General features: G+C 69.0%; 18 protein-coding genes. 13 read left to right on the top strand and 5 right to left on the bottom strand.

What is annotated here, in order from left to right:
• Window positions 1-246 precede the first annotated feature (246 nt).
• From yajC to HWX55_RS30785, 4 genes are all read left to right on the top strand, one after another.
• Window positions 247-570 (top strand): preprotein translocase subunit YajC, encoded by a 324-nt coding sequence (gene yajC / locus HWX55_RS30800; RefSeq protein WP_006476868.1) that lies wholly within the window; start codon window positions 247-249, stop codon window positions 568-570.
• A gap of 106 nt (window positions 571-676) precedes the next feature.
• The gene (secD, locus tag HWX55_RS30795; protein WP_175978446.1) at window positions 677-2,698 is read left to right on the top strand and encodes a protein translocase subunit SecD; all 2,022 of its coding nucleotides are present in this window, start codon (window positions 677-679) and stop codon (window positions 2,696-2,698) included.
• An 18-nt stretch (window positions 2,699-2,716) separates the two neighbouring features.
• Entirely contained in the window at window positions 2,717-3,667 is a 951-nt protein-coding gene (gene secF / locus HWX55_RS30790; RefSeq protein WP_050011793.1) for a protein translocase subunit SecF, read from the top strand.
• 219 nt (window positions 3,668-3,886) lie between these two features.
• The gene (locus HWX55_RS30785; RefSeq protein WP_244140681.1) at window positions 3,887-5,431 is read left to right on the top strand and encodes a S41 family peptidase; all 1,545 of its coding nucleotides are present in this window, start codon (window positions 3,887-3,889) and stop codon (window positions 5,429-5,431) included.
• A gap of 18 nt (window positions 5,432-5,449) precedes the next feature.
• On the opposite strand, the gene HWX55_RS30780 is transcribed toward HWX55_RS30785, so the two are convergent.
• From HWX55_RS30780 to HWX55_RS30765, 4 genes are all read right to left on the bottom strand, one after another.
• A complete protein-coding gene (locus tag HWX55_RS30780) occupies window positions 5,450-6,727 on the bottom strand; it encodes an MFS transporter (protein WP_175978445.1) in 1,278 nt (425 codons plus the stop codon).
• Between the two features lie 202 nt (window positions 6,728-6,929).
• Window positions 6,930-7,511, bottom strand: a complete 582-nt coding sequence (locus tag HWX55_RS30775; protein WP_006476873.1) for a YceI family protein — start codon at window positions 7,509-7,511, stop codon at window positions 6,930-6,932.
• 65 nt (window positions 7,512-7,576) lie between these two features.
• Window positions 7,577-8,137, bottom strand: coding sequence for a YceI family protein (locus tag HWX55_RS30770; protein WP_006482463.1), 561 nt, complete (start codon window positions 8,135-8,137; stop codon window positions 7,577-7,579).
• 8 nt (window positions 8,138-8,145) lie between these two features.
• Complete coding sequence (locus HWX55_RS30765) at window positions 8,146-8,706, bottom strand: cytochrome b (RefSeq protein WP_175978444.1); 561 nt, start codon at window positions 8,704-8,706, stop codon at window positions 8,146-8,148.
• 259 nt (window positions 8,707-8,965) lie between these two features.
• Here HWX55_RS30765 and HWX55_RS30760 point away from each other — a divergent pair, with 259 nt between their 5' ends.
• From HWX55_RS30760 to HWX55_RS30725, 8 genes are all read left to right on the top strand, one after another.
• The gene (locus tag HWX55_RS30760; protein WP_175978443.1) at window positions 8,966-9,631 is read left to right on the top strand and encodes a paraquat-inducible protein A; all 666 of its coding nucleotides are present in this window, start codon (window positions 8,966-8,968) and stop codon (window positions 9,629-9,631) included.
• Complete coding sequence (locus tag HWX55_RS30755) at window positions 9,628-10,263, top strand: paraquat-inducible protein A (RefSeq protein ID WP_175978442.1); 636 nt, start codon at window positions 9,628-9,630, stop codon at window positions 10,261-10,263. The genes HWX55_RS30760 and HWX55_RS30755 overlap by 4 nt, the downstream gene beginning before the upstream one ends.
• Window positions 10,256-11,875 (top strand): MlaD family protein, encoded by a 1,620-nt coding sequence (locus HWX55_RS30750; protein WP_175978441.1) that lies wholly within the window; start codon window positions 10,256-10,258, stop codon window positions 11,873-11,875. The genes HWX55_RS30755 and HWX55_RS30750 overlap by 8 nt, the downstream gene beginning before the upstream one ends.
• Window positions 11,872-12,585 carry a PqiC family protein gene (locus tag HWX55_RS30745; RefSeq protein WP_175978440.1) on the top strand — a complete coding sequence of 238 codons (714 nt, stop codon included), beginning with the start codon at window positions 11,872-11,874 and terminating at the stop codon, window positions 12,583-12,585. The genes HWX55_RS30750 and HWX55_RS30745 overlap by 4 nt, the downstream gene beginning before the upstream one ends.
• A 464-nt stretch (window positions 12,586-13,049) precedes the next feature.
• A complete protein-coding gene (locus HWX55_RS30740; RefSeq protein ID WP_175978439.1) occupies window positions 13,050-15,179 on the top strand; it encodes a site-specific recombinase in 2,130 nt (709 codons plus the stop codon).
• A 163-nt stretch (window positions 15,180-15,342) separates the two neighbouring features.
• The gene (locus HWX55_RS30735; RefSeq protein WP_050013791.1) at window positions 15,343-16,644 is read left to right on the top strand and encodes a class I SAM-dependent RNA methyltransferase; all 1,302 of its coding nucleotides are present in this window, start codon (window positions 15,343-15,345) and stop codon (window positions 16,642-16,644) included.
• 265 nt (window positions 16,645-16,909) lie between these two features.
• Window positions 16,910-17,314 (top strand): hypothetical protein, encoded by a 405-nt coding sequence (locus tag HWX55_RS30730; RefSeq protein WP_006476880.1) that lies wholly within the window; start codon window positions 16,910-16,912, stop codon window positions 17,312-17,314.
• Between the two features lie 73 nt (window positions 17,315-17,387).
• Window positions 17,388-18,074: a YafY family protein gene (locus tag HWX55_RS30725; RefSeq protein WP_006497518.1), complete on the top strand. Its 687-nt coding sequence runs from the start codon at window positions 17,388-17,390 to the stop codon at window positions 18,072-18,074.
• A gap of 73 nt (window positions 18,075-18,147) precedes the next feature.
• Here HWX55_RS30725 and HWX55_RS30720 read toward each other — a convergent pair whose 3' ends face one another.
• A complete protein-coding gene (locus HWX55_RS30720; RefSeq protein ID WP_175978438.1) occupies window positions 18,148-19,071 on the bottom strand; it encodes a carbon-nitrogen hydrolase family protein in 924 nt (307 codons plus the stop codon).
• Between the two features lie 80 nt (window positions 19,072-19,151).
• Here HWX55_RS30720 and HWX55_RS30715 point away from each other — a divergent pair, with 80 nt between their 5' ends.
• Complete coding sequence (locus HWX55_RS30715; RefSeq protein ID WP_175978437.1) at window positions 19,152-20,075, top strand: LysR family transcriptional regulator; 924 nt, start codon at window positions 19,152-19,154, stop codon at window positions 20,073-20,075.
• Window positions 20,076-20,207: the final 132 nt, after the last annotated feature.

Genomic DNA, 20,207 nt, shown 5'->3' with positions numbered 1-20,207 from the left:
CCGGGCCGCCCCATAGGACACGACCTAAAAGAAAGCCATATCCAATGGGACACGCACCAAAAAACCCGATCCAACCGCCGGACGGGACCGCCAAACATTACAATTGCCTTTCCAAACAAGTCGCAACGGTATCGGATCATGCTTTAACAGCTTGATCCGCAAGCGCATTTGCTGCGCCGTTTGCGCATGGGGCCGGTGGTAGAATAACCGGCTTATTTTTCGATCTTCCCCTACGGAGAGACCAACGTGCCGTTCATTTCCAATGCCTTCGCGCAAGGTGCCGGTGGCGCCGAATCGAGCCTGATGAGCTTCCTGCCGCTCATCCTGATGTTCGCGGTGCTGTACTTCATCATGATTCGTCCGCAGATGAAGCGCCAGAAGGAACACCGCAACATGCTCGCGGCCATGGCGAAGGGCGACGAAGTCGTCACGAGCGGCGGCCTCGTCGGCAAGGTGACGAAGGTCACCGAAGGCTACATCGGCGTCGAAATCGCCGAAGGCACCGAAATCACCGTGCAGAAGGCTGCCGTCACGACCATTCTGCCGAAGGGCACGATCAAGTCGCTGTAAGGCTTACACCGAGCGTCCGGCTCCCCGCGCCGTGCCCGCCTGAGAGAGCGGGCCGCCGCGGCGCCGGACGCGACGCTTTCACGCCAACCACCCGTTCGGCCCCCTCATGAATCGTTACCCACTCTGGAAATATGTCGTGATGGTCGTGGCGCTCGCCATCGGCCTTCTGTACACATTGCCCAACTTCTTCGGCGAAGCGCCGGCGGTGCAGGTGTCGAGCGGCAAGGCCACGGTCAAGCTCGACTCGACCACGCTGACCCAGGTCGAATCGGCGCTCGCGTCCGCGCAGATCAAGCCGGACGACATCACCTTCGAGAACACGGCGACCGGCGCGAACATCCGCGTGCGCCTGAAGGACACCGATACGCAGCTGCGCGTCAAGGACCTGCTGCAGAAATCGCTGAACACCGACCCGAACGATCCGCAGTACGTCGTCGCACTGAACCTGCAGAGCGCGTCGCCGCGCTGGCTGACCGCGCTGCACGCGCTGCCGATGTATCTCGGCCTCGACCTGCGCGGCGGTGTGCACTTCCTGCTCCAGGTCGACATGACGGGCGCGCTCACGAAGAAGCTCGACTCCGACGCGTCCGACGCGCGCACGCTGCTGCGCGACAAGAACATCCGCGACGGCGGCGTGAGCCGCGTCGAGCAGTCCGTGGTCGTCAACTTCAGCGACGCGCAGACGGCGGAAGACGCCCGCAAGGTGCTCGCCGCGTCGATCACCGAGCTGCAATGGGCGACCCAGCCCGGCGGCGGCGGCACGCAAGTCGTCGGCACGTTCACGCCGGCCGTGCAGAAGGCCGTCGAGGACGCCGCGCTCAAGCAGAACCTGACGACGCTCCACAACCGCGTGAACGAGCTCGGCGTGTCCGAGCCGATCCTGCAGCAGCAAGGCAGCGACCGCATCGTCGTCGAACTGCCGGGCGTGCAGGACACCGCGAAGGCGAAGGACATCATCGGCCGCACCGCGACGCTCGAGGCGCGCCTCGCCGACCCGATCAACACGCACCCGAACCCGAACGACCCCGTGCCGCCGGGCGAGGAGCTGTTCACGCAAGGCAACCAGGCGCCCGTGCTGCTGAAGAAGGACGTGATCTTCACCGGCGACCGCATCATCGACGCATCGGCCGGCTTCGACGAACACCAGCGTCCGTCGGTCAACATCCGCCTCGATTCCGCGGGGGGCCGCGCGGTGCGCACGGTGTCGCGCGAGAACATCGGCAAGCCGATGGCGATGGTGCTGTTCGAGAAGGGCAAGGGCGAAGTGCTGACGGTCGCGACGATCCAGTCCGAACTCGGCGACCGCTTCCAGATCACGGGCCAGCCGACGCCGCAGGCCGCGGCCGACCTCGCGCTGCTGCTGCGCGCCGGTTCGCTCGCCGCGCCGATGGACATCATCGAGGAACGCACGATCGGCCCGAGCCTCGGCGCGGACAACATCAAGATGGGCATCCACTCGGTGATCTGGGGCTTCTGCGCGATCGCCGTGTTCATGATCGCGTACTACATGCTGTTCGGCGTGGTGTCGGTGATCGGCCTGTCGGTGAACCTGCTGCTGCTCGTCGCCGTGCTGTCGCTGATGCAGGCGACGCTGACGCTGCCCGGTATCGCGGCCATCGCGCTCGCGCTCGGTATGGCGATCGACTCGAACGTGCTGATCAACGAGCGCGTGCGTGAGGAACTGCGCGCCGGCCAGCCGCCGCAGCTCGCGATCCAGGCCGGCTACGCGCATGCATGGGCGACGATTCTCGACTCGAACGTCACGACGCTGATCGCCGGCCTCGCGCTGCTCGCGTTCGGCTCGGGCCCGGTTCGCGCATTCGCGATCGTGCACTGCCTCGGCATCCTGACGTCGATGTTCTCCGCAGTGTTCTTCTCGCGCGGGATCGTCAACCTCTGGTACGGCGGCCGCAAGAAGCTGAAGTCGCTCGCGATCGGCCAGGTGTGGAAGCCGGAAGGCGCGGCGGCTGCCGCGTCGTTCACCGACGCGGACGAATCGACCGACACCGCGCGCGCCGCGAAGCTCGCCGCCCCGGCGAAGGGCAATGCGCCGCGCGCCGGCAAGCCGCAGTTGCGCAACCGCGCGCAGCAACGCGTGTCGCCGAAGAAACCGGGCTCGACCCAATAAGGCCCCGGAGACGAAGCCATGGAATTTTTCCGCATCCGTAAAGACATTCCGTTCATGCGGCACGCGCTGGTGTTCAACGTGATCTCGCTGGTCACGTTCCTCGCCGCCGTGTTCTTCCTGTTCCACCGCGGGCTGCACCTGTCCGTCGAATTCACCGGCGGGACGGTGATCGAGGTGCAGTACCAGCAGGCCGCGGAGCTCGAGCCCGTGCGCGCGACGCTCGGCAAGCTCGGCTACGCCGACGCGCAGGTGCAGAACTTCGGCACGTCGCGCAACGTGCTGATCCGCCTGCAGCTGAAGGAAGGCCTCACGTCCGCGCAGCAGAGCGACCAGGTGATGGGCGCGCTGAAGGCGCAGAGCCCGGACGTCACGCTGCAGCGCGTCGAGTTCGTCGGCCCGCAGGTCGGCCGCGAGCTTGCCACCGACGGTCTGCTCGCGCTCGCGTGCGTCGTGATCGGCATCGTGATCTACCTGTCGTTCCGCTTCGAATGGAAGTACGCGGTGGCGGGCATCATCGCCAACCTGCACGACGTCGTGATCATTCTCGGCTTCTTCGCGTTCTTCCAGTGGGAGTTCTCGCTGGCGGTGCTCGCGGCGATCCTCGCGGTGCTCGGCTACTCGGTCAACGAGTCGGTCGTCATCTTCGACCGGATCCGGGAAACGTTCCGCCGCGAACGCAAGATGAGCGTGCAGGAAGTGATCAACCACGCGATCACGACCACGATGTCGCGCACGATCATCACGCACACGTCGACGGAAATGATGGTGCTGTCGATGTTCTTCTTCGGCGGCCCGACGCTGCACTACTTCGCGCTCGCGCTGACGGTCGGCATCATGTTCGGCATCTACTCGTCGGTGTTCGTCGCGGGCTCGCTCGCGATGTGGCTCGGCATCAAGCGCGAAGACCTGATCAAGGACAAGAAGACCGCGCACGATCCGGACGATCCGAACGCGGGCGCGCAGGTTTAAGCGCCACGCCGTTTCGGCATCGAAGCAAAACCGGCCCGTTTGGGCCGGTTTTTTTATGGGCGGGCCGCCGCCGTGCGGCACGCAAACGGCTCGATCGGCGCCATCGCGGGCGTCGGCTACAATCGTCACCGCCCTGCCCCGCCGCATGCCGGCCGCGCGCGTGAACGGGGCAAGCCCCCTCGTCACCCGTCCGAACGTGCGGTTCCGATGATGCTTCCCATGCCTGTCGTTCGTCGCCTCGTCGTCTGCGCAGCCGCCGCGGCGACGTTCCCGTATGCGCCGCTCGTCGGTGCGCAACCGGCATCCGCGCCGCCCGCCGCTTCGCTGCCTGCCGCTTCACCCGCCGCCGCTTCGGTGCCCGCCACCCAACCGCCATCGCCCTGCCCGCCCGACTGGGAGCGGCAACTCTGCGAACTGAAGGCGGCCGTCGAAGTGCTGAAGCGGCAACACCTGACCGACGTCGACATCGGCGCGCTACTCGACGCCGCGACCCACGAAGGCATCAAGACGCTGCCGTACGCGCGCTTCTTCAACGCGAAGGAAGAGCAGGAACGGCGCGATGACGAGCGGCGCGCGCGCGACGGCACGCCGGGCATCGGGATCGTGTTCGAGACGCGGCCCGACGGGCTGCACATCATCGACGTGATTCCCGATGCGCCGGCCGAAAAGGCCGGCGTGCGGCCCGACGATCTCGTCGTCGCGATGAACGACAAGAGCGTCGTCGGCCTCGACGGCAGCGCGCTGACGAAGCTCGCGAAGGGCGACGCGGGCGTGCCGCTGAAGCTCACGGTGCAGCGCGGCCCGACGCATGCGGTGCTGAGCTTCGCGCCCGTGCGCGCGATCGTCAAACCGCATCCGGCGACCGCGAAGCGGCTCGATGGCGACGTCCTGTACACGCGGCTGTCGAGCTTCCCGGAGCCGGCGGTCGGCGACTATATCGACGCGGTGCAGGCCGCGCGCCGCGCGGGGCCGCCGGTGAAGCAGCTGATCCTCGACCTGCGCATCAACGGCGGCGGCGCGCTCAATGCGGCGATCGGCATCACCGCGCTGTTCGCGGGACGCGACCGCACCGCGATGGTGACGGTCGAGCGCGACGGCACGCACCGCCGCCGCTACACGACCAACTGGCCCGACTACGAACTGCCCGTCATGCGCGGGCAGGATCCGCTCGCGCCGCTGCAGGCCGACGACTGGTGGCGCACCGTGCCGCTCGTCGTGCTCGTCGACGGGCAGAGCGCGTCGGCCGCCGAAGCAACCGCGGCGGCGCTGAAGGATCTCGGCCGCGCGCAACTGCTCGGCATGCCGACCTACGGGAAAGGGCTCGCGCAGACGGGCGTCGACCTGATCGACGGCACGCGCCTGAATTTCACGTTCGCGCGCAACCTGCGGCCGAACGGCTGCCCGATGGATGGTTACGGCGTCGTGCCGGACTGGCTCGTGCCGCCGCGCCAGGATGCGGACGTCGACGGCGTGTTGCTGTGGTATCGCGAAGTCGATCTCTCGCGCGCGCCGTACGCGGACCGGCAAGCGCCCGATCCGTTCGCTCAGGTGCGCAAGGCGCGGCAGAGGCTGCGCGACGAGCGCGTGCGCGCGAAGGTCGATACGGCAAGGAGCGCGGCGCTGCCGCAGCGCGCCTTCGGCACGGCCGCGGACTGGCAGCTCCGGCAGGCGCTCAATGCGCTCGCCGGCCGCCCGGTGCGGACCATCGCCGCGCCCGCGCAATTGATGCCGGCGCAGCCGGTATGCGAGCGCGGCGACAACTGACGCGCCGCCCGCCCCGTTTCACCGAAACCCGAACCGCCGCCGCAGCACGACCAGCGCCGCGAGGCTCAGCACGGCCGCGAACATCAGGTAGAAGCTCGGCGCGGTCTTCATCCCCGTCTCGCGGATCAGCCACGCGATGATGAACGGCCCGAAGCCGCCGAAGATCGTCACCGCGACGTTGTACGCGAGCGACATCCCGGTCGTGCGCGTCTGCACCGGGAACACTTCGGACAACAGCCCCGGCAGCGCCGCAAAGTAGCCGGTCATCAGGAACGCGAGCAGCACCTGCAGCGCGATCAGCGTGCCGAAGCCCGGATGCGCGACGAGATACGCGAACGCCGGGTAGATCAGCACGAGAATGCCGACGGCCGGCGCGATCATCACGCGCACGCGGCCGTAACGATCCGACCAGTGGCCGACGAGCGGCGCGAACGCCATCTGGATCACGCCGACGACGAGAATCGCCGCAAATGCGGCGGACGGCGCGAGGCCGAGCTGCTTCACGCCGTAGGTCGGCATGAACAGCACGAGATAAGTCGCGACGGTGCCGAGCACGACCACGCCCATCGCGGCCACGAGACGCGCCTTGTGCGTCGCGAACGTATCGCGCAGCGGGTTCGCGGTGCCTTCGGCCGCGAGGAATTCGGGCGTCTCGTCGACCTTGGTGCGGATGTAGTACGCGACCGGCCCGAGCAGCAGCCCGAAGAAGAACGGCACGCGCCAGCCCCACGACGCCATCTGGTCGGCCGTGAGTTGCGCGTTCAGCACGGTGCCGAAGCCCGCGGCGAGCAGCGTCGTGAGCCCCTGGCTCGCGACCTGCCAGCTCGCGAAGAAGCCGCGCCGGCCCGGCACGTGCTCGGCGAGGAACGCGGTCGCGCTGCCGAACTCGCCGCCGGCCGAGAAGCCCTGCATCAGCCGCGCGGCGACGAGGATCACCGGCGCGGCGACGCCGATCGTCCCGTAGGTCGGCAGCACCGCGATGATCAGCGTGCCGGCCATCATCAGCAGGATCGACAGCGTGAGCGCGGCCTTGCGGCCCGCGCGGTCGGCATACGCGCCGAGCACGATCGCGCCGAGCGGGCGCATGAAGAACGACACGCCGAACGTGCCGAGCGTGAGGAGCAGCGACACGGTGTCGCTGCCGGCCGGGAAGAACAGCTTCGAGATCGTCACCGCGAAAAAGCCGTAGACGACGAGATCGAACCACTCGAGCGCGTTGCCGATCGATGCGGCGACCACCGCGCGCCACACGCGCGGCGACGAGGCAATGGAGCTGGACTGCGTGACGGCATGCATCGGCGATCTCCTTGTCGTTGTACGTTCTGTTCGGGGCGGCCGCTGTCGCGCTGTCGGCCTGCCCGGCGCTGCACGATCCGCTTGGCCACATGCGGCGCTCGGGCGATTATAGGCGCGCAAAAAAAACCGCCGCGCCCCGGTAACGGGAGCGCGGCGGTTGGCTCGCGGCGGCCGGCGCGACGGCCGGCCTCGCCGGCGAGTCTTACTGCTGCTTGACCGCTTCGGCCGTGATCAGCAGCTTGGTCTTCATCTTGAAGCCGTACTGCTTGCCGTAGTCGAGGCCGAAATCGTCGCGGCTGAATTCGCCGACCGCGTCGACGCCGCACACTTCACGCTTGAGCATCGGGTGCGGCATGCACTTGAACGAATCGATCTTCAGCGTCAGCGGCTTCGTGACGCCATGCAGCGTCAGGTTGCCGACCACCGACACCGGCTTGTCGCCGTCGAACTTGATCGTGCCCTTGTAGTTCGCCTGCGGGAACTTCGCCGCATCGAAGAATTCGGCCGTCTGCAGGTGCTCGTCGAGCTTCGCGCTGCCCGTGTGGATCGACGCGATGTCGGTCGTCACGTCGACCGTGCCGGTCTTCGCCGCGCGATCGAGCGTCACGGTGCCGCTCGACTTGTCGAACTTGCCGCGCCAGACCGACAGGCCGCCGAAGTGGTCGGCCTCGAAGCTCGGGTACGTGTGGCTCGGGTCGAACTGGTAGGTCGCGCTTTCGGCGAAGGCCGAGAACGAGAGCGAAGCGGCCAGCGCGCCGGCGGCGATGATCAGATGCTTTTTCAAACTTTTTCTCCTGGGAACGGCGCCGCGCCCTCGCGCGGCATTCAGTTGACGCGGCAACCCGCCGCTTACTTCGTGGCAACGAGATGGAACTTGATCTGCACTTCGTCCGCGACGATCGACGTGTCCTTCCACTCGCCGGTGCCGACGTTGAAGGCCGAACGCTTGATCGGCAGTACGCCGTCGAACGTCTGCGTCGCGCCGTTCTGCGCGACCGTGACGGGCACCGTGACGGTCTCGGCCTTGCCCTTGATCGTCAGCTTGCCGGTCACGTTGTACTTGTTGCCGCCGGCCGGCGCGATCGCCGACGACACGAAGGTCGCCTGCGGATAGGTCTTCGCGTCGAACCAGTCCTTGCCGGCGACCTGGTCGTTGTACATCTTGTCGCCGAGGTCGAAGCTCGCGACGTCGATCGTCATTTGCGCGCTGCCCTGCGCCGCTTTCGCCGGGTCGAACTTCACCTGCGCGGAAAACTTCTTGAACGCGCCTTCGGTCGGCACGTTCATCTGCTTCGACACGGCGGACACCTTGCTCTTCGCGAGATCGACGTCGGCATGCGCCGCGCCCGACGCGACAAGCGCCGCCGCGGCGAACGCGGTCAGCATGGAGCGGGAGAAAGACACTTTCATGGGATCCTTCATTTGGCAAAGGGAAGCATGCGCGACAACAGGCCGTCGCGGTCCAACAGCTGGTGCTTGAGCGCCGCGAGCACGTGCATCGCGACGAGCGCAAGCAGAATGTAATTCAAAGAGACGTGCAGCGTCTTGAAGGTTTCCTTGAGCGCCGGATCGGGGTCGATCAGGCGCGGCAGCGGCACGACGCCGAGATAGACGACCGGGATGTTCGACGCCGAGCTGTACAGGTAGCCCGTCACCGGGATCGCGATCATCAGCACGTACAGCAGCATGTGCACGCCGTGCGACGCCGCGCGCTGCCACGCCGGCGTGTTGCCCGGCAGCGGCGGCGGCACGTGGGTCGCCCGCCACAGCACGCGCACGACGGCCAGCGCGAACACCGTCACGCCGATCCACTTGTGCCACGAGAAATACTTCAGCTTGGTCGGCGTGAAGCCGGGGATGTCCGTCATCACCCAGCCGAGCGCGAAGCCGCAGACGATCAGCAGCGCGATCAGCCAGTGCAGTGCGATCGCGGTGTGCGCGTAGCGTGCCGGCACGGCCGGCGGCGATTTCGATGCCATTGTGGGTTCCTCAGTTCAGCGAACGGCTGCGCCGGTAAATTCGTCCGACGCACGTCAAGGGCGCCATGCTACCGCAACCTTTTGACGCGCGCGGACTCTGAGGACAGGCGCGCCAGCCGGCTGACGGCTTCCCGCCATGTTACCGACCGGTCACGCAACTCACGATCCTTGACCCACCGAAAAAGCCCTTTTGGTAAGATTGGCGCGGGTTCCGGCCCCGTCGACGCGTTCCCCCGGCCGTCGCGACACCGCCTTTTCCATGCAACGATACGACCTGATTGCCTGCCACGAATGCGACGCACTGTTGCATAAACCGCGCCTCGCCGGCCGCGAGATCGCGCGCTGTCCGCGCTGCGACGCGCTGCTCTATCGCAACAGCACCACGCAGATCGAGCGCATCACCGCGCTCGCGGTCGCGGCGCTCGTCACGTTCATCATCGCGCAGACGTTCCCGATCCTCGAAATGGACCTGAACGGCACGCGCGTGCAGACGACGCTGATCGGCGCGATCGACACGCTGTGGCATCAGGACATGGCGGTCGTCGGCGTGATGGTGTTCTGCTCGACCGTGCTGTTCCCGCTCGTCGAGATGGCCGCGCTGCTTTACGTGCTGCTGCCGCTCCGCCGCGGCGTCGTGCCGCCCGGCCTCAACCTCGTGCTGCGCACGATCCAGCTCGTGCGGCCGTGGGGGATGATCGAGGTGTTCATGCTCGGCATCGTGGTCACGATCGTGAAGATGGTGAGCCTCGCGCGCGTCGTGCCCGACGCGGCGCTGTTCGCGTTCGGCGCGCTCACGCTGATGACCGCCGTCGTGCTGATGTTCGACCCGCGCACGGTGTGGGACATCGCCGACGACCTGCGCGCCGGCCGCACGCCCGGGCGGCCCGACCCCGCCGCGCCGCTGCCGGACGCGCCCCGCCGATGACGCGCCCCACGCCGACCGCCGCCCGCGAGGGCTATGCCAGCTGCCACGCGTGCGGGCTCGTGCAGACGATCGACCGGCCGCACGCGCATTGCGCGCGCTGCGGCAGCGCGCTGCACGTGCGCACGCCGAACAGCATCATGCGCACGTGGGCGCTGCTGCTCGCGGCCGCGATCCTCTACATTCCGGCGAACCTGCTGCCGATCATGCGCACGTCGTCGATCGTCGGGTCGCAGCAGGACACGATCATGAGCGGCGTCATCTATTTCTGGACGTCCGGGGACTGGCCGCTCGCCGTCGTCGTGTTCGTCGCCAGCATCCTCGTGCCGATGCTCAAGCTCGGTGTGCTGACGATCCTCGTCACCAGCGCGCAGCGCCGCGCCGCGTGGCGGCCGCTGCAGCGCACGCGCCTCTACCGGATCGTCGAGCGCATCGGCCGCTGGTCGATGCTCGACATCTTCGTCGTGACGCTGACCGTCGCGCTCGTCCATTTCCGTTCGCTCGCCGTCATCACGGCCGGCCCCGGCGCGCTCGCGTTCGGCTCGGTCGTGATCCTGACGATGCTCGCGTCGATGCAGTTCGATCCCCGCCTGATCTGGGATCCAGTCGAAACCTCAGGGAATCACCATGAATAGTCCACAAGGCCCGCAGCACGACGCGCCCCGGCCGCCCGATCCGACGATCTCGACGAAAAGCGGCTGGCTGCCGTCGCTCGTCTGGCTCGTGCCGCTGATCGCCGCGCTGATCGGCATCGGCCTCGTGATCAAGTCCGTGCGCGAACGCGGCCCGGAAATCACGATCAGCTTCCATAGCGCCGAAGGGCTCGAGCCGGGCAAGACCCAGGTCAAGTACAAGGACGTCGAGATCGGCACGGTCAAGACGATCAAGCTGTCGAAAGACCTGTCGCGCGTGCTGGTCCAGGTGCAGCTCAAGAAGGAGGCCGAGGATTTCGCGGTCAAGGGCTCGCGCTTCTGGATCGTGCGGCCGCGCGTCGGCGCGACCGGCGTGTCGGGGCTCGGCACGCTGCTGTCCGGCGCGTACATCGGCGTCGACGCGGGTCACGGCCAGGACACGCTGACCGACTTCACCGGCCTCGAGACGCCGCCCGCCGTCACGGGGGACCAGAAAGGCACGCAGTACGTGCTGCGCGGCGATTCGCTCGGCTCGGTCGACATCGGCTCGCCGGTCTACTACCGCCGCGTGCAGGTCGGCCAGGTGGTCGGCTTCTCGCTCGACAAGGACGGCACCGGCGTGACGTTCAACGTGTTCGTCAATGCGCCGTACGACCAGTACGTCGGGCTGAACACGCGCTGGTGGCAGGCGAGCGGCGTCGATCTGCGGCTCGATTCGAGCGGCCTGAAGCTGAACACGCAGTCGCTCGCGACCGTGATCCTCGGCGGCATCGCGTTCCAGACGCCGCCGAACCAGGGCACCGGCACGACCGCGCCGAACAACACGACGTTCCGTCTCGGCTCCGACGAGGGCGACGCGATGCGCGACCCGGACGGCCAGCCGCTGCAGGTCGTGATGAACTTCAACCAGTCGCTGCGCGGGCTCGCCGTCGGCGCGCCGGTCGATTTCCGCGGCATCGTGCTCGGCGAAGTGACGAACATCGGCATCGACTTCGATCCGAAGACGAAGAACTTCCTGATGCCGGTGACGATCAACGTGTATCCGGAACGCCTCGGCCGCCGCTTCCGCGAGACGATCGAGAGCAAGGGCGAACCGGCGCGGCGCGAGATCGTCGAGCGGCTCGTCCAGCACGGGCTGCGCGGCCAGCTGCGCACCGGCAACCTGCTGACGAGCCAGCTGTACGTCGCACTCGACTTCTTCCCGAAGGCGCCGGCCGTGAAGATCGACACGGCCCGCCAGCCGCTCGAGCTGCCGACCGTGCCGAACACGCTCGACGAGCTGCAGCTGCAGGTCGCCGACATCGCGAAGAAGCTCGACAAGGTGCCGTTCGACCAGATCGGCGCGAACCTGAACAGCGCGCTGTCGAACGCCGACAAGCTGTTCAAGCAGCTCGACACGCAGGTCGCGCCGGAAGCGCGCGACACGCTGTCGGCCGCGAAGCAGACCTTCTCGACCGCCGAAGCGACGCTGCAGCAGGATTCGCCGCTGCAGTCCGACGTGCGCGGCGCGCTGAAGGAGCTCACGCGCACGCTGCAATCGCTGAACGCGCTCGCCGATTATCTGGAGCGCCACCCCGAATCGCTGCTCAAGGGCAAGCCAGGAGATAAACCATGACGACACGCGTGAACGGTTTCGCGAGCGGCGCGGCGGCAGTCTTCGCCGCACTCGCGCTCGCCGCGTGCAGCTCGCCGCCCGCGCGGTTCTACACGCTCAGCCCGGCCGACGCCGCGGCGCCGCTGCGCACCGCGCCGGCCAACCCGGCGTTCCTGATCGAGGTGCCGTCGGTCGGCGTGCCCGAGCAGGTCGCGAAGAGCCAGCTGGTCGTGCAGAAGAACGCGGCGCAGGTCGACGTGCTCGAGCAGGAACGCTGGGCGTCGCCGCCCGCCGACGAGATCCGCCGCGCGCTGTCGGACGATCTGGCCGCGCAGCTCGGCACGATCGACGTCGCGAATTCCGCGTATCCGGCCGGCGTGCCCGTGTACCGCATCAGCGTGAACGTGCAGCGCTTCGAGTCGTGGCCGGGCAAGCGCGCGGCGATCGACGCCGTCTGGAGCGTGCGCTCGCTCGCCCCGCAGGCCGTGATGACCTGCCGCACGAGCGTCGCGGAACCGGTCGCGGACGGCTACGACGCGCTCGTCGCCGGCCACCGGCGCGCGCTCGACGTGATTGCCGCGCAGGCCGCGGACGCCGTGCGTGCGATGGCCGCCCGCCGCGGCGCGGCGGCCGCGCCCGGCGGCAAGACGGCCGCCGCGCCGGTCGTGCCGTGCCCGGCCAACCCGACGGCCGGCGGCGACGCCGGCGCGACGGGCAAGTCCGGCGCATAAGCGAACGCGACGGCGCGCAGGCGGACGTTCGACACGGCGTTCGCCTGCGCGGTGTCCGGTGTCGGACGGCGCGGCGCGTCCCGTCGCACACGCCGACAGCCGAACGGAGCAGCACGCCGCCGTCGGCCGGACGGCCATGACATTCTTTGTCAAAAGCCGCCGGAACCCGCGCCATGCAATGCGGTCGGCTTGCGTTTTCCGGCCCGATTGACGATCCTACGCACTTTCAGGCTCGCGCCGTTCGTCGTGCGCGCCAGTCAGCGGCGCCGGGCCGCGTTCGGCCCGACCGCCGTGCCCCCCGGCGCCCGCACGCGAACCGCGTGCACCGCGGCGGGGCAGCCGCATCGCGGGTCGCCGCGCATCGTCCGGCCGCCGGCCCCGTCTCACCCGTTCTCACCGGCGCCGCGCCGTTTCCCCGGCCGGCATCCCGAACCCGCCCGTCCCGGGCTTTCGCTATTCCGTTTATGTTTCGTTCCCTGACGACCCTGATCAAGAAGTGGCGCGCATCGCGCAATGCCGGTCACCAGCTCGATGCGCTGCTCGCCAACGCCGATGCCGACGCGTCGTACGCCGAGCGCAGCGAATGGCTGATCGAGCTCGCGCACTGGCTGCGCCGCAACGGCACCGTGCAGGACGCGCCGGCCGAGCGCGACGCCGACACCCGCGCGTATCCGGCCCATGCGCGGCTGCGCTACCTGTTCCACGTGCTCGATCGCAACCCCGCGTGGAAAGCGCACGCGGCGCGCATCCTGCGCGGCATCCTGCGCGAGTGCGACGGCATCTCGCTGCTGTGCGACGCCGGCATGCCCGTGCATTCGGGCTTCTTCGGCGCGCTGTTCGAGCGGATCGACTCGTCGCTGATCCCGCCCGCGCCGAACCGCCGCGAGCTGTCGGCGCTGTTCACGCTGATGTTCCCGACGCCCGAGGACGCGAAATGGATCGACGCGCTGCCCGACGACCTGCTCGCGCGCGTCGCCGAGCTGATCTCGTTCGACGTCACCGACGAAGAGCGCCACGAGCCCGGCTCGTTCTCGCGCGACCTGCTGGCCGCGCTGCACAACCTGACCTGCCAGATCAGCTCGACCGGCCTGTCGCAGACGGTGCGCAGCCGGCTGTCCGACGACGACGCGCGCAAGCCGCTGGAACGCCAGCCGCTCGAATCGCAGCCGTTCTACCGCCTCACGCGCGCGATGCTCGCGGTCGAGACCGCGCATGCGGCCGTCGAGGACGGCGGCGACCCGAGCAAGCTGCTGCACGAGGTGAACTACCTGCGCGTGCTGCTCGACGAATGCCGGATCGCCGTCGACGACGTGTTCGCGCACCTGTACCGCAACGGCGTGTCGGTCGACATCGTGTTCCAGGTCGAGCGGATGCGCATGCGCATCCTGCGCGCGGAAATGCTGCTGAACGCGTGGATGGCGCGCGACGACCTGCGCGGGATGGCGCACCTGACCGCCGAACTCGTCGACGCGAACCAGAGCAGCCAGAGCGTCGCGCATCTGGTGCGCAGCAACTTCTCGCTGTTCGCGCGCAAGCTCGTCGAGACCAACGCGGACACCGGCGAGCACTACATCTCGCGCGGCCGCGCCGAGTACCTGAAGATGCTGCGGATGGCCGCGGGCGGCGGCCTCGTCACCGTCGCGACCGTGTGCGTGAAGTTCGCGATCACGGGCGCGCACCTGCAGTCGATGCTCGAAGGGCTGCTCGCGGGCATCAACTACGCGGCCAGCTTCATGCTGATGCACTTCCTGCACTTCACGCTCGCGACCAAGCAGCCCGCGATGACCGCGCCGACGCTCGCGCGCGAACTCGACGACACCGGCCACGACGAAGGCGTGAAGGCGTTCGTCGGGTCGGTGATCGCGCTGATCCGCACGCAGGCGGCCGCGATTTCCGGCAACGTGCTCGTCGTGCTGCCGGTGTGCCTGCTCGTGCAGCTGTTCGCAAGCAACGTGCTGCACGCGAACCTGATCTCGCCGGAGAAAGCGCACGCGACGCTGCACTCGTTCTCGCTGCTGGGCCCGACGCCGTTCTATGCGGCGCTCACCGGCGTGCTGCTGTGGGCGTCGAGCCTGCTCGCGGGCTGGGCCGACAACTGGTTCGTGCTGCACCGGGTCGGCGACGCGCTTACGTACAACCGCCGGCTGCGCCTGACGCTCGGCGCGGCCGGCGCCGCGAAGCTCGCGCATTTCTGCCGGTCGAACGTCGCGGGCGTGGTCGCGAACGTCGGCCTCGGCCTGATGCTCGGCCTCGTCCCGGCGATCGTCACCGTGTTCATGTTCCCGTTCGAGGTGCGGCACGTGACGCTGTCGGCCGGCTCGATCGGGGTCGCGCTCGGCGTGCTGGGCAAGGGTGCGCTCGGCACGCCCGAGCTGTGGTGGGCCGGCGCGGGCGTGCTGAGCATGGCGATCCTCAACGTGCTCGTGAGCTTCGCGCTCGCGTTTACGATGGCCGTGCGCTCGCGCAGCCTGCGCCCGACCAAGGTGCGCGCGCTCGTCGCCGCGATCGTCCGCACGGTGCTGTCGAATCCGCTCGCGCTGTTCTGGCCGGCGGCCAACCCCGCCGCGCGCGCCGGCCAGCCGGGCGCGCACTGAGCTGCGGCGGCGCGGCGGCGCGTGCCCGGCCGCCCCTCGCCGCCTTCCCGGCCCGCCCGGCACGCGCGAGCGGCGGCCGCGCCGGTGCCGCCGCGCCGAAACGCCGGCCCCGGTCGCCCGCGCCGCGTACAATAGTGGACTTTTGCACGTCCTCACCCGCCTTATGTCCTCGCCCACCCTGTTCGAATTCTTCGCCCCCTGCCCGCGCGGCCTCGAAGCGGCGCTTGCCGCCGAGCTGGCCGAAATCGCCGGCCGCCACCTGAACGGCGCGCCGTTCACCGCGGGCGCGCAGGTGCCGGGCGGCGTCCATTTCAGCGGCGGCTGGGCCGCCGGCATGGCCGCGAACCTCCATTCGCGGATCGCGAGCCGGATCCTGCTGAAGATCGCGCACGGCCCGTACCGCAACGAGCAGGACGTCTACGCGCTCGCGCTCGAGCAGCCGTGGGAGCGCTGGTTCGCGTCGACGCAGACGCTGCGCATCGACATCACCGCGATCAAGTCGCCGCTGAAGAGCCTCGAATTCACGACGCTGCGCGTGAAGGATGCGATCTGCGACCGGATGCGCGAGAAAACCGGCTCGCGCCCGAGCATCGACACCGGTGCGCCGGACGTGCGCGTGTTCGCGTTCCTGACCGTCAACGAGTGCACGCTGTACCTCGACACGTCGGGCGAGCCGCTGTTCAAGCGCGGCTGGCGTCTCGACAAGGGTGCGGCGCCGCTGCGCGAGAACCTCGCGGCCGGCATCCTGCGCCTGACTGGCTGGACGCCCGGCACCGCGCTGTACGACCCGATGTGCGGCAGCGGCACGTTCCTCGCGGAAGCCGCGCAGATCGCGCTCGGCGTGGCGCCCGGCGTCGAACGCCGGTTCGGCTTCGAAAAGCTCAAGCAGTACGACATCACCGCGTGGCAGGGGCTGAAGGTTCCGGCGCTCGACGCGAAGCGCGCGGCACGGGCCAAGCGCGGCGACGCGCTCGGCGTGTACGGCAGCGACATCTCCGGCGACATGCTCGAGAAGGCGCGCGCGAACCTCGAGCGCGCGGGCGTGCCGTCGGTGTGGCTCAAGCAGGTCGACGCGCGCGGGATGACGCCGCCGTGCGACGGGCCGGGCATCCTCCTCGCGAACCCGCCGTACGGCGAGCGGATCGAAGTGCGCGGCCGCAGCGCGCGCGGCGAGGTGCGCGAAACCGGTCGCAACCGCGGCAACGACGACGCATTCCGCCGCACGCACACCGACGCGCCGGACAGCGAGTTCTTCAACGCGCTCGGCGATGCGCTGAAGCAGCGCTTCACCGGCTGGCAGGCGTTCCTGCTGACGTCCGACCGTTCGCTGCCGGGCCAGTTGCGGCTGCGCGAATCGGCGAAGACGCCGCTGTTCAACGGCGCGCTCGAATGCCGGCTGTTCCGCTTCGACCTGATCGCCGGCAGCGTGAAGGCACGCCCGGCCGCGCCGGAAGGCGACGCCTGACACGCGAACCGGCCGCTGCGGCCGCCTGCTGACACCCAGACGACGCCCGGCACCCGCCGGGCGTTTTTCTTTACGCCGCCGTCCTGCACGCCCCTGCCGCTTCCCATCCACGCGGGCGATCCCGCACGACCGGACGCCACCCCGCCTTTTGTCAGCACCGCCATGACTACTGACAGCACGCTGTCAGCAGCCCCCCGCCACACTGCAATCCCGGCGCAATGCAAGGCTGGTTTCCATCAAGAACCCGAACAACAAGGAACTCGTCATGACGTCTGCAACTGCCACTGCCACCCCGGAACGCGCGATCGCGTGGTTCGACATTCCGTCCCTCGATTTCGATCGCGCGATCCGCTTCTACGAAACCGTGCTGCAAACCACGTTGCAGCGCGCGGTCATCGGCGGCGTGCCGATGGCGACGTTCGATCGCGACGCGTCGAGCACCGGCGGCAGCATCGTGTTCGATCCGCAGCAGATCAAGCCGAGCGCGAACGGCGTGCTCGTCTACCTGAACGCCGGCGAATCGGTCGTCGCGGCGCTCGAACGCGCGAAGCGCGCGGGCGGCGTCGTGCAGGGCTCGGTCGTCGAGCTGCCGAACAACTACGGCTACGTCGGCTACCTGATCGACACGGAAGGCAACCGCGTCGGCCTGCACGCGCCGAAATGCCACTGAGCGCAGCAGTCAGCGGGCCGGCGCGGCGCTATCATCGCGAAGTCCCCGTCGCCCGAGGAATCGAGGTGCTGTCATGACCCGCCGTGCCGACCGCCTGTTCCAGATCGCCGAGCTGTTGCGCGGGCGTCGTCTCACGACCGCGCAGCAACTGGCCGACTGGCTGTCGGTGTCGCCGCGCACGGTCTATCGCGACGTGCGTGACCTGCAACTGTCAGGGGTGCCGATCGAAGGCGAAGCCGGCATTGGCTACCGGCTGAACCGCAACGCGAGCCTGCCGCCGCTCACGTTCACGGCCGAGGAGCTGGCGGCGCTCGCCACCGGCGCGCGCATGCTCGAGACCTGGGGCGGTGCGCGCTTCGCGAGCGGCGCGCGCTCGGCGCTCGCGAAGATCGCGTCGGCGATGCCGGCCGACAAGCGCACGGCGCTCGACCGCCTGCCCGTGTTCGCGCCGTCGTTCCACATCGACGAGACGTTTTGCGCGAAGGTCGACGCGATCCACCAGGCGATCGACACGCGCCACATCGTCAGCTTCGACTATCGCGACCGGCTCGGTGCGCATTCGCAGCGCCGCGTGTGGCCGCTCGGGCTCGTCTACTGGGGCGGGCGCTGGACGATCGGCGCGTGGTGCGAGCTGCGCGACGATTTCCGCACCTTCGACATCGCGCGGATGGGCGACATCACCGTGCACGAGCAGTTTCCGGACATGGAAGGCCGGCGCATCGCCGACTACATGCGGATCGCGGAAGCGCCGATGCGCTGACGCGGCAAGGCGGCGAGCACACGCCGCCGCCGTTCATGTTCCGGGCGCCATGTGGCGCCCGGCCCCGCTTGCGCTACCCGCCGAACAGCACCGGCCGCTTCGGCCGCTCGTCGACGTGCAGCGAAAACACGTCCGCACGCGCGTAGTGGCCGACGACGTCGAAGTCGTAGCGCGCCTTCACGAGCTCGTCGGTGTCGATACGCGCGGTCACGAGCCCGGCCTCGCCGATCAGCGGCTCGGTCAGCAGGTCGCCGAGCGGCCCGACGATCACGCTGCCGCCGCGGATCAGCGGCCGCTCCGGGTCCCAGCCCGGCACGTCGATGCCGAGCGCGCGCGGCGACGGCTGCACCTGGCACGCGCTCACGACGAAGCAGCGCCCCTCGTGCGCGATGTGCCGCATCGAGCTCTGCCACACGTCGCGCTCGTCGACGGTCGGCGCGCACCAGATCTGCACGCCTTTCGCGTACATCGCGCAGCGCAGCAGCGGCATGTGGTTCTCCCAGCAGATCGCGGCGCCCGCGCGGCCGGCGGCCGTGTCGACGACCGGCAGCGTCGAGCCGTCGCCCTGCCCCCAGATCAGCCGCTCGGTGCCGGTCGGCATCAGCTTGCGGTGCTTCGCGACGAGCCCGTCGCGCGGATCGAAGAACAGCGCCGTGCAGTACAGCGTGCTGCCGCCGCGCTCGATCACGCCGACCACGAGGCTCGCGCCCGTGCGCTGCGACAGCGCGGCCAGCTCGTCGGTTTCCGGCCCCGGCACGTCGATCGCCTGCGCGGCGTAGCGCGCATACGCGTCGCGCCCTTCGGGCAGCCGGTAGCCGAGCCGCGTGCCGAAGATCTCGCCTTTCGGATAGCCGCCGAGCACGGCCTCGGGCAGCACGACCAGCGACGCGCCGCTGTCGCGGATCGCGATTTCGTAGCCGAGGATCGTGTCGAGCGTGGCGCGCGTGCCGGCGGGCGATGCGCCGATCTGCAGCGCGGCGATGACTGAGGTGGACATATAGGCGTCTCCGGTGAGTGGGATGGCGCCATCTTTATCGATAAGATGTCATCGATCAAATCGATAGAACGATATGTGTCATGAATACGGATGATATCGCCGGCCTCGACCTGAACCTGCTGAAGGTGTTCGAGGCGCTGTACGAGGAAGGCGGCGCGAGCCGCGCGGCGCTGCGGCTCGATCTCACGCAGTCGGCGGTCAGCGCGGCGCTCGGCCGGCTGCGCGCGATCTATGCCGATCCGCTGTTCGTGCGGACCGGCCGCGGGCTCGCGCCGACGCCGCGCGCGGACGAACTGAAGCCGATCCTATCCGATGCGCTCGACCGCTGCCGCGAAAGCCTCGCGATCGCGGCCGACGGCGGCGACCGCGTCGGCCGCACGATATCGATCGGGCTGTCCGACGATTTCGAAATCGCGCTCGGCCGCGCGCTGATCGATGCGGTCGCGCGCGATGCGGCCGGCATCCGGCTGATCTTCCGGCAGACGCACAGCGGCATCGCCGGCGACGCGTTGCTGCGGCACGGCGTCGACGTCGCGATCGCGTCGGGCGGATTCTCGGCGAACGGGCTCAGCCGGCGCGCGGTCGCCACCGGCGGCTATGCGTGCCTGATCGATCCGACCGGCCGCGCGCGGGCGCCGCGTATGCTGACGCTCGCCGAATTCCTGCGGCGCAACCACCTGCTCGTGTCGTCGGGCGGCGTGATCGGGATCGTCGACGAGGCGCTGGCCGCGCTCGGCCACAAGCGGCGCGTCGCGGCGTCGACCACGCATTTCGCCGCGCTGCCGTACCTGCTCGCCGGCTCCGACGCGGTCGCGACGATCCCCGCGCATGCGGCGCATGCGATCGCGCAAGCGACGTCGCTGCGTGCGCTCGCGTGCCCGGTCGACCTGCCGCGCTATCCGGTCGAGATCGGCTGGCGCACGAGCACGCAGCGCGACCCGGCGATCGTGCGCGTACGCGACACGATCGCCGCCTGCGTCGCACGTCTGGTCGCAATCGAGTAGGGTGAGGGGTTACCCCCTCAGCCCTCTCACACCACCGTACGTGCGGGTCCGCATACGGCGGTTCAGTTAATGCTCTGGAGGCGATCCACCGTGCGGCGGATCGAGATCAGTCCCCGTGCATCGAAGTAGGCA

Source organism: Burkholderia sp. BCC1047 (genome assembly GCF_902833155.1).
GTDB classification, from domain to species: Bacteria; Pseudomonadota; Gammaproteobacteria; order Burkholderiales; family Burkholderiaceae; genus Burkholderia; species Burkholderia sola.
Note: the sequence above shows the minus strand (reverse complement) of the source record. Positions and strands in the feature narration are given on the sequence as shown.

What these genes read in the sequence shown, in the direction of transcription:
- HWX55_RS30720 (WP_175978438.1), bottom strand. Translation starts at nt 19,071, where the DNA reads ATGTCCACCTCAGTCATCGCCGCGCTGCAGATCGGCGCATCGCCCGCC.
- HWX55_RS30715 (WP_175978437.1), top strand. Translation starts at nt 19,152, where the DNA reads ATGAATACGGATGATATCGCCGGCCTCGACCTGAACCTGCTGAAGGTG.
- secD (WP_175978446.1), top strand. Translation starts at nt 677, where the DNA reads ATGAATCGTTACCCACTCTGGAAATATGTCGTGATGGTCGTGGCGCTC.
- HWX55_RS30755 (WP_175978442.1), top strand. Translation starts at nt 9,628, where the DNA reads ATGACGCGCCCCACGCCGACCGCCGCCCGCGAGGGCTATGCCAGCTGC.
- HWX55_RS30770 (WP_006482463.1), bottom strand. Translation starts at nt 8,137, where the DNA reads ATGAAAGTGTCTTTCTCCCGCTCCATGCTGACCGCGTTCGCCGCGGCG.
- HWX55_RS30780 (WP_175978445.1), bottom strand. Translation starts at nt 6,727, where the DNA reads ATGCATGCCGTCACGCAGTCCAGCTCCATTGCCTCGTCGCCGCGCGTG.
- HWX55_RS30730 (WP_006476880.1), top strand. Translation starts at nt 16,910, where the DNA reads ATGACGTCTGCAACTGCCACTGCCACCCCGGAACGCGCGATCGCGTGG.
- HWX55_RS30750 (WP_175978441.1), top strand. Translation starts at nt 10,256, where the DNA reads ATGAATAGTCCACAAGGCCCGCAGCACGACGCGCCCCGGCCGCCCGAT.
- HWX55_RS30760 (WP_175978443.1), top strand. Translation starts at nt 8,966, where the DNA reads ATGCAACGATACGACCTGATTGCCTGCCACGAATGCGACGCACTGTTG.
- HWX55_RS30785 (WP_244140681.1), top strand. Translation starts at nt 3,887, where the DNA reads ATGCCTGTCGTTCGTCGCCTCGTCGTCTGCGCAGCCGCCGCGGCGACG.
- HWX55_RS30735 (WP_050013791.1), top strand. Translation starts at nt 15,343, where the DNA reads ATGTCCTCGCCCACCCTGTTCGAATTCTTCGCCCCCTGCCCGCGCGGC.
- HWX55_RS30740 (WP_175978439.1), top strand. Translation starts at nt 13,050, where the DNA reads ATGTTTCGTTCCCTGACGACCCTGATCAAGAAGTGGCGCGCATCGCGC.
- secF (WP_050011793.1), top strand. Translation starts at nt 2,717, where the DNA reads ATGGAATTTTTCCGCATCCGTAAAGACATTCCGTTCATGCGGCACGCG.
- HWX55_RS30765 (WP_175978444.1), bottom strand. Translation starts at nt 8,706, where the DNA reads ATGGCATCGAAATCGCCGCCGGCCGTGCCGGCACGCTACGCGCACACC.
- HWX55_RS30745 (WP_175978440.1), top strand. Translation starts at nt 11,872, where the DNA reads ATGACGACACGCGTGAACGGTTTCGCGAGCGGCGCGGCGGCAGTCTTC.
- HWX55_RS30725 (WP_006497518.1), top strand. Translation starts at nt 17,388, where the DNA reads ATGACCCGCCGTGCCGACCGCCTGTTCCAGATCGCCGAGCTGTTGCGC.